Source organism: Salinadaptatus halalkaliphilus (assembly GCF_006543045.1).
GTDB lineage: Archaea > Halobacteriota > Halobacteria > Halobacteriales > Natrialbaceae > Salinadaptatus > Salinadaptatus halalkaliphilus.
The window spans coordinates 1-14,423 of sequence record NZ_RBZW01000042.1; the positions used below are offsets into that span (position 1 = coordinate 1).

Annotated in this window: 17 protein-coding genes and 1 tRNA gene; 8 read left to right on the plus strand and 10 right to left on the minus strand. The window is 59.0% G+C overall.

Going from position 1 to position 14,423, the window contains the following annotated elements; genetic code table 11:
- Positions 1-72: 72 nt before the first annotated feature.
- Genes D8Y22_RS14280 through D8Y22_RS14290 form a run of 3 tightly spaced genes read right to left on the minus strand, consistent with a single transcriptional unit; the run spans position 73 to position 1,166 of the window.
- Positions 73-393, minus strand: coding sequence for a hypothetical protein (locus tag D8Y22_RS14280; protein WP_141465377.1), 321 nt, complete (start codon positions 391-393; stop codon positions 73-75).
- Positions 394-452: 59 nt separating this feature from the next.
- Positions 453-692, minus strand: a complete 240-nt coding sequence (locus tag D8Y22_RS14285) for a hypothetical protein (RefSeq protein ID WP_141465378.1) — start codon at positions 690-692, stop codon at positions 453-455.
- 3 nt (positions 693-695) lie between these two features.
- Entirely contained in the window at positions 696-1,166 is a 471-nt protein-coding gene (locus tag D8Y22_RS14290) for a hypothetical protein (RefSeq protein WP_141465379.1), read from the minus strand.
- 753 nt (positions 1,167-1,919) lie between these two features.
- Between D8Y22_RS14290 and D8Y22_RS22435 the strand changes: the two genes are divergently transcribed.
- The 3 genes from D8Y22_RS22435 (at position 1,920) to D8Y22_RS14300 (ending at position 4,825) form a co-directional block, all read left to right on the plus strand.
- On the plus strand, positions 1,920-2,063 hold the full coding sequence (locus D8Y22_RS22435; protein ID WP_174811860.1) for a hypothetical protein: 144 nt from the start codon (positions 1,920-1,922) through the stop codon (positions 2,061-2,063).
- 130 nt (positions 2,064-2,193) lie between these two features.
- Positions 2,194-4,059 (plus strand): bifunctional DNA primase/polymerase, encoded by a 1,866-nt coding sequence (locus D8Y22_RS14295; RefSeq protein WP_141465380.1) that lies wholly within the window; start codon positions 2,194-2,196, stop codon positions 4,057-4,059.
- A 52-nt stretch (positions 4,060-4,111) separates the two neighbouring features.
- Positions 4,112-4,825, plus strand: a complete 714-nt coding sequence (locus tag D8Y22_RS14300) for a hypothetical protein (RefSeq protein WP_141465381.1) — start codon at positions 4,112-4,114, stop codon at positions 4,823-4,825.
- 347 nt (positions 4,826-5,172) lie between these two features.
- Here the strand turns inward: D8Y22_RS14300 and D8Y22_RS14305 are convergent.
- Positions 5,173-5,246 (minus strand) — tRNA-Tyr (locus D8Y22_RS14305).
- 122 nt (positions 5,247-5,368) lie between these two features.
- Here D8Y22_RS14305 and D8Y22_RS14310 point away from each other — a divergent pair.
- The 4 genes from D8Y22_RS14310 to D8Y22_RS14325 all read left to right on the plus strand — a co-directional run bounded on the left by D8Y22_RS14310 (position 5,369) and on the right by D8Y22_RS14325 (position 8,481).
- Complete coding sequence (locus D8Y22_RS14310) at positions 5,369-5,941, plus strand: double zinc ribbon domain-containing protein (protein ID WP_141465382.1); 573 nt, start codon at positions 5,369-5,371, stop codon at positions 5,939-5,941.
- A gap of 205 nt (positions 5,942-6,146) precedes the next feature.
- The gene (locus D8Y22_RS14315; protein WP_141465383.1) at positions 6,147-6,326 is read left to right on the plus strand and encodes a ribbon-helix-helix domain-containing protein; all 180 of its coding nucleotides are present in this window, start codon (positions 6,147-6,149) and stop codon (positions 6,324-6,326) included.
- 2 nt (positions 6,327-6,328) lie between these two features.
- Positions 6,329-7,516: a cell division protein FtsZ gene (ftsZ, locus tag D8Y22_RS14320; protein WP_141465384.1), complete on the plus strand. Its 1,188-nt coding sequence runs from the start codon at positions 6,329-6,331 to the stop codon at positions 7,514-7,516.
- Between the two features lie 428 nt (positions 7,517-7,944).
- Complete coding sequence (locus D8Y22_RS14325) at positions 7,945-8,481, plus strand: DedA family protein (protein WP_141465385.1); 537 nt, start codon at positions 7,945-7,947, stop codon at positions 8,479-8,481.
- A gap of 77 nt (positions 8,482-8,558) precedes the next feature.
- Here the strand turns inward: D8Y22_RS14325 and ncsA are convergent, their stop codons facing one another.
- The gene (gene ncsA / locus D8Y22_RS14330; RefSeq protein ID WP_141465386.1) at positions 8,559-9,518 is read right to left on the minus strand and encodes a tRNA 2-thiolation protein NcsA; all 960 of its coding nucleotides are present in this window, start codon (positions 9,516-9,518) and stop codon (positions 8,559-8,561) included.
- A gap of 74 nt (positions 9,519-9,592) precedes the next feature.
- Positions 9,593-10,315, minus strand: a complete 723-nt coding sequence (locus D8Y22_RS14335) for an alpha/beta hydrolase (protein ID WP_141465387.1) — start codon at positions 10,313-10,315, stop codon at positions 9,593-9,595.
- Positions 10,316-10,480: 165 nt separating this feature from the next.
- Between D8Y22_RS14335 and D8Y22_RS14340 the strand changes: the two genes are divergently transcribed.
- Complete coding sequence (locus D8Y22_RS14340; RefSeq protein WP_141465388.1) at positions 10,481-11,140, plus strand: DUF7095 family protein; 660 nt, start codon at positions 10,481-10,483, stop codon at positions 11,138-11,140.
- A gap of 20 nt (positions 11,141-11,160) precedes the next feature.
- Here the strand turns inward: D8Y22_RS14340 and D8Y22_RS14345 are convergent, their stop codons facing one another.
- The 4 genes from D8Y22_RS14345 to D8Y22_RS14360 form a co-directional block, all read right to left on the minus strand.
- Positions 11,161-11,952 carry an ABC transporter permease subunit gene (locus D8Y22_RS14345; RefSeq protein WP_141465389.1) on the minus strand — a complete coding sequence of 264 codons (792 nt, stop codon included), beginning with the start codon at positions 11,950-11,952 and terminating at the stop codon, positions 11,161-11,163.
- A complete protein-coding gene (locus D8Y22_RS14350) occupies positions 11,945-12,940 on the minus strand; it encodes an ABC transporter ATP-binding protein (RefSeq protein ID WP_141465390.1) in 996 nt (331 codons plus the stop codon). The genes D8Y22_RS14345 and D8Y22_RS14350 overlap by 8 nt, the downstream gene beginning before the upstream one ends.
- A gap of 201 nt (positions 12,941-13,141) precedes the next feature.
- Positions 13,142-13,945 carry a class I SAM-dependent methyltransferase gene (locus D8Y22_RS14355; RefSeq protein ID WP_141465391.1) on the minus strand — a complete coding sequence of 268 codons (804 nt, stop codon included), beginning with the start codon at positions 13,943-13,945 and terminating at the stop codon, positions 13,142-13,144.
- Between the two features lie 67 nt (positions 13,946-14,012).
- The gene (locus tag D8Y22_RS14360; RefSeq protein ID WP_141465392.1) at positions 14,013-14,384 is read right to left on the minus strand and encodes a hypothetical protein; all 372 of its coding nucleotides are present in this window, start codon (positions 14,382-14,384) and stop codon (positions 14,013-14,015) included.
- Positions 14,385-14,423: the final 39 nt, after the last annotated feature.

The following is a 14,423-nucleotide window of genomic DNA, read 5'->3' on the forward strand; positions in this document are numbered from 1 at the left end:
CATATCGCCAGACGGCGTCCATTTCCCAGTTAATCTGACGGAAGATAACCGTGAGAGCGTCTGAGACTGTCGTCATTCGGCGGCAAAACAAGGCATTAGTTCTTCAACCGCTATTACACCGACGACGAGAAAATATCCTGATCCGACCAGCACGTTTCGACGGGTGGAGTTTTGTTTATTCATTCCCGGAATCCAATCGATACCTGATTTCTTTTTCTTTGACTCACCGTCTTCGGAGTCCCTGCTCTTGTCTCGCTTCCAGTGTGCGTAAATCAGAACCCAAATCGAAACTGGCCAGGTGATGAAATAGAGGATGCCGACAAGATAATTCCGTCTTTTCTGACTCGGTCTAAAACCATATGCCCACTCGGTTATCGGAGCTTTTTCTGTCATTGCGATCGACCTGTCTACTGGCAAGCATGTTCAAACTTCCTAACCCTTCTCAGGGACTCCTACCACCAAATGTGCTGGTCCCCGACTGATTTCTTTTCGAGGTATGGTGACTGGTCGAGAGCGTCGTGTGCCTCCTCCATGCTAACACCGAACTCCTCTGCGACTTCCTCTGTCGAGATGGCCGGGTTATACACCTTGTTCCACTCCATCTTGACGAACTTCTTGGCCTCCTCCGATAGGTCGGCATCATCCGGCAGGTCTCGGTTGGCTTCGACCTCGTCCTGCAGTGAGTCTTTCATCGGTCAGTCCTCCTGACGGCGCTCCCAGTTGGTCCGACCACCGGCAGGGATCTTCTCGGGATCGACCTCTCGCTCACCCTCTCCGTGGAGCCGTTCGTAAGACCCTTGACGGCGATTCACCCGTTCCTGTTCCATTTCAGCCTGCATTTCGTTGAGGGTGGCTCTCCACTCCAGAATACTGGGGTCATCATTAACTGAAATCTCTCGCTCGATGGTCCCACCGTTCCCCTGTTCGTAGTTCGACCGACCACCTGTTGGAACTCGAACCTCTTGAGTTTCTGTTCTCGAACCCGTTTGATTAGTCTCGAGCGATTCCGTCACTCCCTCCTTGTGATTTGTTCGACCTCCGACAGGGATCTCGACAGTTTCGCTCTCGTCATCGTCATCATCGAGACCGTAGGCCTCCACCAACTCGTTGACGTTCTTCCGAAGTTGTTCGACCTCCGCTTCTAACTCTTGACTGGGCGTTGCCATATTAGAGAATTATTCGCTTCACGCATATCCGCTGCGGGAGATCAACCGGCTACACACCCTCACCACACCGATTTGACCAGTAGAGAAATCAATCGGAGGTTGATACCGATTGGAGATTGTACTTTGCGACACCCGGTCTCTCGGCGATTTTCTCGTCCGACCACAATTGATCCGGTTCGACCTCACCTCGATCCAGTTCCTCCCAGTGTACTTGCCCAGCATGGCCTCGAAGTACGTCTTCCTCCAGAAACACCTTCTCGCACCAGGGACAAGGCCATATCTCGGTCATAGCCAGCCGTATGAGACAGCGAGGAATAAAACATCACTATCGGAGAATATCGTTTCCGTTAGCGTCCGTCAGATTCCGTGTGTCGTATTCCCTTCGGCTGGAGACCAAACGTACTGCTTACCCTTTCGATCAACACTCACGCTCAATCTGACGGCGCTATACGAATCTGGGCGATTGATCGGACATCGAAAACGACGATGGAGGGGTCGGTCCCCTCGAACCCAGTCAGGCCGGGTTTTGAACGTGAGTCCTCATCTCGGAGATCACGGTGAATCTCGGTCGGAGTTTTGATCTCCGACACCTGACAATACGAAAACCACCACGATAAGGGTCATGGGAGAACCCACAGCTACCATCGCCGTTGCCGGATTCTCTCTCGGACAGAAACCACCAAACAGGATACGAATAATGTCGAATTTGACCATCGGGCAACACATTTGGAGATAGGGGACGTATGGTGTGATATGTCGTCCAGTGAAGTAACGAAACCGCTCATCCAAGCCACAGAATCGACCAGAGACGAAGCGAGAGTCGTGAAAGCAAAACTCGGTGTCACCTGGGACGAATTCATCCAGAAGGCCACCGAGGAGTTAGACCCAGACCAGTAGGTAACAACGATGGAAGGAGCAACGAACAGGGGTCAGGTGCCCAGCCGGAACCCCTGCCGGATCGGTGATGAAGTCGAGCTTCGATCAAGTGGACCCAGAGGCGATACCGTGGAGGTGACCTCTCGAATCCATGTCCAACTTCGAAACCAACAGTGAAAACGATTTTGCCGGTCGAGAGACCGTCAGCAAGCAAAGAATCGAGGAGAGGCTACGTGAAGTAGGTGTTCGAGTCGCTCGGAGTGTGAACGTTGAGAATGGAACCAAAGAACCACATGAGAACGACCATACGAACCCGTCGAATCAATTCAGTCCTACCGACATCGACGGGAACTACACCGTCCACGGTGGCGACGGACTGGTCATTCTCGATATTGACGTAGATGACCTCTCCGAACTACCACAGTGGCTCCGAGACCTGCCTGAAACGTTCATCATTGAGACTGTCCACGGCGGGTACCATCTCTACTACCGTATCGAGGACGATGGCGGCATCTCGAACACCGGTTCGATGGACTGGGGAAGTATCCGATACGACGGGTGGGTCGCTATTGGTCCAGGTTCGACCGTCAACCACGACACCTACTGTAAAGACAAGTGCGAGAAAATCGGAACGGACGCCTATACCATCCATACCGACAAACCGATAGCGGCGCTCACTGGTGACCATCTCGATGGACTTCGAGAGACTTGTACCGGCACCAGTAGTGGGAGGAGTCGAAGTAAGAGTGAGGAATACAGTGGTGGTAAAATCACCCTCCCAAACGATGAGATATTCGATGTAGGGAACCACATTCTCTGTAGCGAAGTCCTTCCGAAGACTGACCAGTTCCAGAAAGACATAATGGACCTGCTGAAAGGTGGAACCGGTCGGTCAGAACTCCAGAGAGATGAATCAGAAGTCATCGACCGAAGCAGAGCAGATAGTGCCGCCCTCATGGGACTTTACGGTATCTTCCTCGAATACGGATACGAACCTAACGAAGCGGAAGACATGGCGCTTCAACTGTTCAAACACTACAACATCGAGAATCCTTACGATAAGACCGGGAATCTCCGAAAGTGGCTCCAAAAGGGCGAGTCGTATCTGACCGGTGAAGGGGTCAACTGGGACGGAGTGATGGACGGCGTTCGTGAAGACTTCGATATAGGTATCTGGCGAAAGTGGTTCCGTTCCGAATATGATGGGGGATGGGACCCCGAGGAAGACGAACCCTGGAAAGACTACGATAAAGACGGTAGAGCGAGCGATGTCACCCTCGATACAATTCGAGCCACGATGCAGATTCTCACAAAGGGTCGGAGCATCGAGGAGGTGGAGAGGATGTACCGTCTTGACCTCTCTACCACACACACCAACTGTAGACAAATGTTTACCCCCCTGGGGTCCACATCGGATTGCGATTTGCGACAGTATCCCACAGCGAAAGAAGTCGGGGAACTCTGCGCCGAATTGAATCCTGAACGGAAGGCGTCATACTTCGAGGAGGAACTAAAGAAACTCTGTCGAGAGTCCGATGAGATTGCGCACGCTTACTGTCCGTACAGACCCAACGGAGAGCGCCATGTCTACTACCTCGAAGGACTACCGGACCCAGAGGATGCCAGGTGGGTGAAGGTAAACGGTGAAGAGCGAGAACCTGAACCGGAGCCGAACGGTGAGGAGACGGAACAGAAGTTGATGACTGACGGAGGGATTGAAGCGAGACGAGACCTCGAGCGCATTCGAGAAGCGCGGGAAGGTCGAGAAGACCAGGGCGAGGAACCGGAGGTACTTGTATGCCCGATCGACGGGTGTGATCGAACAGTGATCGATTCTCCAGCCAACCTTCGACACCATGTGAAACAGTCGAAGGACGACGCCCATCGGTTCAGAACGCTCAATGAGGATCTGGAAATCGAAGTTGACGAGGAGGCGTATTACTCGCAGTGGGGACCGAGGGACCAGACCAAACCTAATAAGCCGACAGTGAAGAGCGCCGCAGTGGTCAGTTGGTGACCACATTGGTTATTCGAGGTGATTTATAGGATTCCGTTGAGTTAGGATATTTGTGTCGAACAGTATTTCCAAAGTTTCGAATATTGCAGACCGGGCAAGCTACGAGGTAGTACCGATTGTTGATGAGCCTGTTGTTTATCCGGGGGATATAATCACAAACGGTGATACGATTAAGATCGATTTTTATTTCTCTGGAAGTGGTTTCCCACCACCAAACACTAAGCTGTATATCAATTTTGGTGGGTTAAAACTCAATTCTGAGGATCCCGGTGAAATCACCACAGCAGTTGATTTAGTCCCGGCTGAAAAGGCGTCTGAAGAATATGAAGTGATAGAAGATGAAACTCAGTCGGAAGATGATGTTGCTACAGTAGCAGGCTCAAGTGTGGTAGATGAGTTACAAATTGATGCTGATTCTCCCTCATTTATTCATAGAACTGGATTTTATTACTTTGTCGAAAAGGATGATGTTGATCCATCATTTTCTTTCCGTCCGATAGTTTCAGAAGTTGATCATGGTGGATATGCTCCAATTTCAATATCTCTTAATTTGGCCTCAGACGCCTCACCCGGTGATTATGAGATTACCTCAATCCTCACCTATGGCGGCGATAATGTCGTCAAGCAGTCAAGGGCCGAAAGTACAATTCATGTCAATAGTAAGACTGAGCAATATAGGCTCCCTATTGTGATACTCGGATTAATATTAACATTTTCAGCACTATTAGTCGATATTCCATTGAGTGACTTCGTGGGAGTTTTCTGATCCAGGTGTAAGGGTCACCATATTCCGTGAGAAGAGCGAGAGGCGGATTGAGACGATCGGCGATGTTACCCTCTCCGATCGCTCGCAAGTCCGTGAGTGAGTCGAGACGTTCCGCTACATCGATGCGAGGGTCAGACCGTTCCTCTCGGTTCGTCCCCTTCAAGCGAGTTGGAGTCCCTCAAGGGTTCATGCGCAGATTCTATTACCTATGCGACCGTCTGCCATAGTGAATCGATGGAAGGCGAGCAGTCCAACTTGGTGACCAAGTTCACCCAAGGAGGGTTTTGGAGCCAATGAGAGGTGAATCCTCTCGCCGTCCAGTGAATCTGGATAACAAGGTATCCGAGTCCGCCCTCCCCGATTTGAACGGGGGGCAAGTCGATCTACAGTCGACTGCTCTACCAGTCTGAGCTAAGGGCGGTCGCATATTGACGTAGCCGGTGTAGGGGACATAAGGGTTATTATTCTGGATTGCCGCGGTCCGGCGATGAACGGTGGAATGATTGATATAGGTGGCTGATAATACACCGCATAACGACGCGCATGAGCAAGATCACGTTTCGGGCCGATGACGATCTCGTCGCCCAACTCGAGGGGCTCGAGCTATCCAAAAGCGAAGCGATGCGGGAGGCACTGCGTGCGTATCTCGAGACCGGCGAGCGCGGGCTCTCCGACGGCGACGGCGATCAACGTGATCGAACTGCGACGGCTATCGACGATGTCGTTCGCGAGCGGGTCGACGAGCTGTTGGCCGACCGGTTGGGCCAACGCCGGTCGCCCGCACACGCAAACGAGACGCAGGATGTCAACGTCTCGATTACGCTCGAGGGTATCGAGGAGGGGAGAGATGTCAGACAGGACGCCCAACCTGCAGCGACAGGAACGGATGATCCTGTGTCGGGCGATCCGCGCCACGGTCCACAACAGCCACGTCGGACGCAGTGTGGTCAGTGTGGCGAACGCGTCGACGACGATCACGTCTACTGTCCGAACTGTGGCGAAAAGGCGACCCACCGGCTGTTCTGTGAGTGTGGTGACGAGCTACGGTCGGACTGGTCGTTCTGTCCGGGCTGTGGCCGTCGGACACCCACAGCGGATGTCCTCGAGTCCAATTAGCCCATTCCGCGACTGTCGTAAGACACGGGAGATTGTGTCTGACGATAGTTTTATTATCTAGGCCCGTATTCCGTTTACTCGCGTAAGACGGTCGTCTTACAACGGGCGGCAAACGCCGAAAACTGATCGCCTTCGGGCGGTTCCCGGTGTAAGACACTCCGCGTCTGACAGGGGCGCGCCGTCTTACCCAACGGGGAATACAACCATGGAGCGTGTGACACTGCGAATTCCGAAACAGCAGATCGAGGAGGTCGAACAGCTAGTCGAGACGGGCGAGTTCCCGAACCGGAGCGAAGCGATCCGGTCGGCCGTCCGTGAGATGATCAACGAACAGTACGACGGACAGGCCGAGCAGTCCGGCAAACGAACGTGGGCCAAGGTGTAACGATGCAGGATATCGTACAAGACGCCCTCGAAAACGCCGAACAGGAAGCCCGAGAGATGGATGCCGACATGGACGACGACGAGTTCGGCGATCCCCGAATCGTCATCGTCGGCTGCGGTGGCGCGGGTAACAATACGATCAACCGGCTGTACAACATCGGTGTCGACGGCGCCGACACCGTCGCGATCAACACGGACAAACAGCACCTGAAGATGATCGAGGCCGACACGAAGATCCTCGTCGGCAAGTCGCTGACGAACGGCCTCGGCGCGGGTGGCGATCCGTCGATGGGCGAGCGCGCGACCGAGATGGCCCAGGGGACGGTCAAAGAGGTCCTCGGCGATGCTGATCTCGTGTTCGTGACCGCGGGCATGGGTGGTGGTACCGGAACCGGTGCCGCCCCCGTCGTCTCGAAGATCGCCAAGGAGCAAGGTGCGATCGTCGTCGGCATGGTCTCGACGCCGTTCAACGTCGAGCGCGCACGCACGGTCAAGGCCGAAGAAGGCCTCGAGAAGCTGCGCGAGCAGGCCGACTCGATCATCGTGTTGGACAACAACCGACTGCTCGATTACGTCCCGAACCTCCCGATCGGCAAGGCGTTCTCGGTGATGGACCAGATCATCGCCGAAACCGTCAAGGGTATTTCGGAGACGATCACCCAACCCTCGCTGATCAACCTGGACTACGCCGACATGTCCACGATCATGAACCAGGGTGGCGTCGCCGTCATGCTCGTCGGGGAGACCCAGGACAAAAATAAGACCAACGAAGTGGTCAAAGACGCGATGAACCATCCGCTGCTGGACGTCGACTACCGCGGCGCGTCTGGCGGACTGGTCCACATCACTGGCGGTCCCGACCTCACGCTGAAAGAGGCCGAAGGCATCGCCGACAATATCACCGAACGACTCGAGGCCTCCGCAAACGTGATCTGGGGCGCCCGTATCCAGGAGAACTACAAGGGCAAGGTCCGCGTCATGGCCATCATGACCGGCGTCCAGAGCGCGCAAGTCCTCGGTCCGACGACCCAAAAGCAAGCCGATAAGTCCCGAAAGAGCATCGAGGGACTGAACGATGCCGACTTCGACGCGAGCAACAACGTCGAGAGCGGTGGCTCGAACTTCGGTGCCCAGAGTGACGGCGGCCGAAACGAAGTCGAGAAACAGAACGGCGTCGACGTCATCCGATAGGCGACGCGAGCGTCTCACGGGCGTCGATCGTATTACACCGAACTTTCTCTCCAATCGTCGTCGACGGAAGCAACAGCGATGTCACCCCAGAGTCGGCGGTGGCCATCGTCGGTTATCATCGACGGTGCGTCGCATCGCAAGTTCGTCGTCGGCTAGTGTGTCCTCTCGTCGCTTCCTCGTATCGCCGGTCCGGTGTCGCCGGTCCATTTTATCGGCGATCGGTCCTCTCGTCGGTTCGTCTTACACTGTCGACGCTGGCTCCACAGACACGTAGAGAACGGACGATGCTGGATCCGAACACACATAAGCCGGGGCTGAGATGATGGTGTCGAATGCGAGGGGTTGTCTCGAGAACCATCGGAGTCGCCGACCGTCGCGCTCGAGCGACACGAGCGAATCGCGTGTGGTCCTGACGGAGGTGATGGTCGGTGGATCTCGTTGCGATAGCTGTCTCGATCGGCGTTCCCTTGCTCGTCGGACTCTTCTACCTCGAGGGGCTCGTCGTCGGGAAACTCCTGCAGCCGCCGGTCGTCTTCGTCGGCTACGTGACAGTCGTCGATCCGAGCCCCTATCGTGGGGCGGTCGTCGCGATGCTGTGTGTCGGTGGTGCGACTCTCGGACAGTGGACGCTCTATCGTGGGTTCAACGATGAGTCGCCCGAGTATCTCGGACTGCGTCGGACGATCCCCTACCTCGAGGAACTGCCGACGATCGTTCGATCGCGGATCAGTGATCGGCGACTCGGGTACGTTGAACGCCAATTCGAGGCCCACGGTGGCGTCGGAATCTGCGTGACGAACGCGGTGCCGGGGGTTCGCGGGCTGATGACGATCGTCGCCGGCGTCAGCGAATATCCGCGCCGTCGGTTCCTGCTCGCGTCGGCGCTCGGGAACTGCCTGTACGTCGCCCTGTTGGTCGGCGCTGCACGGGGAATTCAAGGTGTCGCGTCGCTCGTCGGTGTCTGAGACTCGACAGCGAGTAACCGTCGTCACGTACCCGACTCGAGTGATTCGACTAGCGTCATACGAGTGACTCGGCTGACTTACGCGAGTGATTCGAGCAGCGAGCACTTCCGACAGATCTCCCGGGTGGTGGTCGAGCCACACTCGCCACACTCCCGGAGGTCGGCGCCGTCGTCGCCGCTGTACTCGTCGGCGAGGACGCCGGCCAGTTCCTCGTAGCCCGAGATGATCGAGTGGCGGGTGCCGGGATGATTCTCCTCGAGCCCGTAGAGCAACTGCTGAATCTCGCCGCGGTAGGCCTCGCTCGCGTGGGGACACTCGGTGATGTGTGCGGGCAGGTCCTCGAGGTGGGCGTAGAGTGCGACTTCCTTCTCGGGAACGTCGCGAAGCGGTTTCGCACGCGGGACGAACTCGTCTTGCTCGTCGCGTTCCGAAAGGGGCCCGAGGCTGGCGTCGAAGTGTTTCGCGATCTGTTCGACGTCGCCCTCGAGGAAGTTCATCAGGGCCGTCTGGGCTTCGTCGTCTAAATTGTGGCCAGTCAGGAGGAGGTCGGCCTCGAGTTCGTCGGCGTATCTCGAGAGGAGGTCTCGACGGAAGACCCCACAGTAGGCACAGGCGGCCATGTTCTCGGGGTCGTCCTCGACGACGTCGTCCATCTCGATGCCGAACTCCTCGGCGTAGGAGACGACTTCGTGGCGAATGTCGAGGTCGTCGGCGAGTTCGACGCAGGCGTCGACGGACTTGTCGCGATAGCCCTCGATCCCTTCGTGGATCGTCAGGCCGACGAGTTCGATCCGCGGGTCCTCGGCGAACGTTTCGTGGAGAATCTTCGCGAGGACGACGCTGTCCTTGCCACCCGAGAGACCGATAACCCAGGTTAGCGGATCCTCGGGAGAGATGTCGTGGGGAACCAGATCGTCCCGTCGGACGCGGCGCCGGACCCGCTTGTCGACCGACTCCCGAAAGTGATCCGCACAGAGGTGGGCCCCGGAGTAGGCGGCGTGCATCACCGCCTCTGCCTCACACCGATTACAGTCCATTGGCGGGCCCTAGTCGATGACTGCCCATCACGGTTTCGTCTACCGGGTGCTGTCGGCTGTGTCCTCGAGCCGATTTAGACGGTCACTCGAGCGCGTTCTTCGACGACATCGGCACCGTTCTCGAGGGCTTCGAGTAGGAGGTCGACGTAGCGTTCGCGGGTGGCCGAGGAGAACAGTTCGTGGCCGCCGTCGTAGAGGACGACGTGTTCGGCGGGGACGCGTTCGCCGATCGCCGAGAGGTCGATGCGGGGGTCCCGAAGTGAACAGAAGACGACGGCGTCGTGGTCGATCGCGAGCAGTTCCGACTGGGCGTGGCGGGTCTCTCTGACGAAGGCAGGCGAGACCCACCGCGGGAGCGTCGCGAGTTGGTGGGCGGTAGCCTTCCGGCCGAGGGTCGCTTCGTCCCACTCGCCAGCGGGGAGAAACGGGAACGACGAGGGGATCTTCGAGACGGCCTCGAGTGCGAGTTCCGGGAACTCGTCGCCGTAGCCCCACCACGGGCTGAGGTAGACGTGGTTGTCCGCGCCGTCTAAGGCCTGTGCCACGAGCGCGCCCGCGCTGTGTCCGAGGAGCTGGTAGCCGTCCTCGAGTTCGATGACGTACTCGGCGATAGGCTCGAGCCAGTCGGCTTTGAAGTCCTCGATGTTCGTCGGGAGTTCGAAGGCGTGAACTCGGTAGCCGGCGTCGGTGAGCTGTCCGACGAGCCAGCTGACGTTTTCGTGGGTCCAGCGGTTGCCCCAGCCCATGATGAAGACGAGATCAGCCTCGCCGTCCTCGTTGAAGACGCGGTGTCGCATACCCGTTCCTACGGCCGGATCCGATAAAAACCTGCTCTCTTGACACAAGTTGTGTTGCCGTCGACGACCGAACGCCACGACGATTCACAGTAGCGCCGACCGGAAGCTGCGTCGGTTCGCCGATGGACTGAAACGATTTTGCGACTCCGGTCCCACGATTCCCGTATGAGTAGTTTTGACCGGACCGAGGCGGTCGATCGGCTCGAGGAACTGGTTGATACCGTCGAGACCGAGCGGATGCCGGTTCCGGTTCGCGAGGTCTGGGCCTTCGGCGACATCGCGCTCGGGCTCGATCCGATCGACCGACTCGACATATACCTCACGAAGGACATACTGATGCGCGACGACAGCGCCGACACCCGCGGAGCGTCGGCTGACGCGGCGTTCGACGTCGAGGGCGTCGGACAGTCGGTTCGCGCCGACTGGGCCAGCGAGTATCCCGAGTACCTTCGGGCGAACACGAACGGCCACGCGGCCCCCGAGAGGTGTCTGGCCGCACACCTGCTGGGCGACGACGAGCCGATCCACCTCGAGGTCTGTAACGCCGGCTTCGAGGACAACGTCACCCAGCGCCTGCGCGGGGCCAAACGACGCGAGGATTACACGCAACTACTCGACCCGCGGGGCGTCTGTCTGTGGGCCGATGGCGTTCGCAGCGACGAGGCTTTTCGTAAACTTCGCGAGAGCGACCTCGCGCTGCCGACGCTGTCGTCGGCCCTCGAGATGCTCGGGCTGGACGACGAGCAGGCGACCGAAGCAGCCCGGGAACTGCACGCCTGGCGGGACGAGCAGGAAGGCGTGACGGTTCGGGGTGATGTCGTCTGATCTGATTTCCTCGCGGCCGGTCACACGTCTCGGCGTTTGAACCACACCACGCTCACGGCCACCAATAGGAGCGTCATCCCGATGAGGACGCCGACGTCGCCGAGGTCGTAGCTGCTCTCGAGCAGTATCGCGTTGGGATCGTAGTACCGCATCGGTGCGATCGCCCCCACTGCCTCGTAATCGGTGTCGACGAGCAACGACTCGAGCATGAACAGGCCGAAGGTGACGCCGAGTGCGATCCGCTGGGCGATGCTCGTGCGGTCGACGACGACCGAGGCGAGGAGACCGATTCCGGCACAGGCAAAGAGGTAGGGGATCGACAGCGCGTGGACGGCCACGATGTCCCCGATCGAGAGCGATTCGCCGACGAGTTCGGCGCTCGCATAGACGACGACCGGCGTCACTACGTTGACGACGACGATCGGCACCGCGAGCGCGAGAAACTTCTCGACGACCGTCTGAGACCGCGATACCGGCATCGAAAGCAGGATGTCGATCCGACCGCGCTCGATGTCGTCGGCGATCGTCCCCGCCCCGAGGTAGGCCAGATAGAGGCCGAGCAGGATCGTCCAGCCGAAGATGTAGAGTTCGAACGCGAGAAACCCCTCGAGCGTCGCCATCGTCTGGATGTCGAACAGTTGGATAACCTCGTCGGGATAGGCCTGCAGGAACGCCTCGTCGACGTCGTCGAACGACTCGCTGAACGAGGGGTAGATCCAGATAACGATGCCTGCCAGCAACGACATCGCGATGGCGAGATAGATACTCCCGCGAAGGCGATTTCGACCGTCGTACTGGGCGATCTCAAGCATTGTCGTCACCGCCATAGTATCGCAGGAAGATCGACTCGAGTGGCGCTTCCTCGATCGTCAGGTCGACCAGTTCGACGTCGGAAACGGCTGCGAGCAGGTCGTCGACGTGGCCCGTGAACGTAAACGTGTACTCGCGGTACACGCCGTCGTCGGTGGCGTCGCCGCGCTGTTTCCTGTCCTCGGCCGCCGTGGAATCGTCTGCTGGTTCGCCACGCGGCGACGCCCTCGTTCGGACTCCAGCGCCGGCCGCGAGGTCGTGGACGCCCTCGAGGTCACGTTCGAACGTCGTTCGCGGGATGGGATCGACAGTAGCGAGGCGGACGACCTTGCCGCTGCGGTTCAACAGCGCGTCGACGGGGTCGACGGTGACGAGTTCGCCCGAGCGGATGATACCGACGCGATCGCAGAGCCGGCGCACCTCGCCGAGGATGTGCGAGGAGAAAAAGAGCGTGTGGCCGCGCTCGCGTTCGCCTCTGACGAACTCGGCGAAACGCTGTTTCATCAGCGGATCGAGGCCGCCGGTCGGCTCGTCCAGAATCACCAGTTCGGGATCGTGCATGAACGTCGTCACGAGCCCGAGCTTGCGGACGTTGCCGTGTGAATACGCCCGGATCGGTCGCTCGAGTGGCGGATCGAACAGTTCGAGCAACTCGTCGCTTCGCTCGTCGCCTTTGATATCGGCGTGGAACTCGAGGATCTCGCGACCGGTCGCGGACTTGTCGAACTGGGGATCGTCCGGTAGATAGCCGATCTGGCGTTTGGCCCCGATGAGCGCTCGTTCGTCGGTGATATCAGCGCCCAGCACACGAGCCTCACCAGCCGTCGGCGAGAGCAGCCCGAGCAGCATCCGGAGCGTCGTCGTCTTGCCCGCACCGTTCGGGCCGAGATAGCCGAACACTTCGCCCGACTCCACGGTAAACGAGATGTCCCTGGCCGCCTGCACGTCGCCGTACGTTTTCGTGAGTCCCTCGAGTTCGATCGCGGCCATATCGTCGGTTCACGTTGGCCAACAGTATGTAGGCTGTCGTCGTTCTCGAGTTTTGTACTCCGCCAGTCCGTCTCGAGGTCGAGGACCATGACACTCGAGTCGACGTTCGACCGGCGTTTCATACGGTTTACTGTCCGTCAGTTCCCCCGGACCCGCGACTTGGGCGGCGGGTGCGCCGGGACATCGGTACAGCAATCCGTATCAGGACTGACTGCCGACGGTGACGAAAAAGGGGACCGACTCCGCTCGGTGGTAGGTTCTGGCCTCCATCTGCTCGACGACGTCTCGCCCCATCTCGCGCCACGCGCGTCGCAACTCGTCGTAGTCCGATTCGGTCAGCGCGCCGGCGAGCATCGTCTCCCGATCGTCAGCGAGCCCCGACCCGGTCGCTTTCCGTCGTGCCGCGAGCACAGCAGCCTCGCTGTAGGGTGGTTCGACCGTCTTGACGTGGTCGTAGCGCCGGGTCTCGAGCACCTCGAGGCCGGCCGCCTCGAAGGCGTCGCGGGCGTCGGCACCGAGTGCGACGTCCGTCGGGACCCCGTCGAGATAAGCCCGGCGCGCTCGACGCTCGAGGGCGTTCTCGGAATCGACGCTCGAGTCGATCTCGACGGCAGCGTTGTTCGGTTCGACGGCGGCGACGAGGTCGCGAGAGACGCGGGCGAACTCCCGGATCGCGGCCGCCGGCTCGGGGAGGTTGATCAACAGCGCCTGGCAGACGACCAGATCGAAGCTATCGTCGGGAAACGGTAGCTGGTACGCGTCGCTCGCGACGACCGGCACGTGCTCGGCCGCGACGGCGAGCAGGTCGGTGTCTGCGTCACAGCCGACCACCTCGCAGTCGGCCGGCGAGTCGCCGGCGAGGACACGACTCAGTTCGCCGGTGCCACAGCCGACGTCGAGGATACGCTCGCGACCCTCGAGATCGAGTGGCTCGAGCGCCACCCTCGAGTCGTCCCACATGCCCTCGCGCGTGCGCTCGAGGTAGGTCTCGGAGAACTCCCGCACGGGGGTTCGTTCGCCGGTTACGAGTAAAAACGAGTCGGTTTCCGGGAGGTGGCTCGATCGGACGGTGCTACTCGGTCAGGAGGTCTCGGCCGGCGACGACGAGCAGGACGAGGCCGACCAGGATCATCGACCCCTGTGCGACCGCGGCGACGGTCGAGTCGGCTGTCCCGCCAGTTACGAGCGCGATCACGTCCGGCACGCCACGGAGCGATCCGAGCACGCCGAGCAGTGCGAGCGCGCCGATCCCGATCGTCGCGAGTCGAGCGCGGTTCGTCTGTCGACTCACGATCCCCAGCGCCGCGATGACGGCCCCGAAGACGGTCGGGATGAGCGCAGTGACGCTCGCGAACTCCGAGATGACGTAGGCGGCGATACCCACCACGATGAGGACGATTCCGAGGGCGATACCGACCGTCGGTGTCGATCTGGTGTCTGCCATACCTGTCGTTTGGCGTGAACTACCCTGTATATTCCCCTC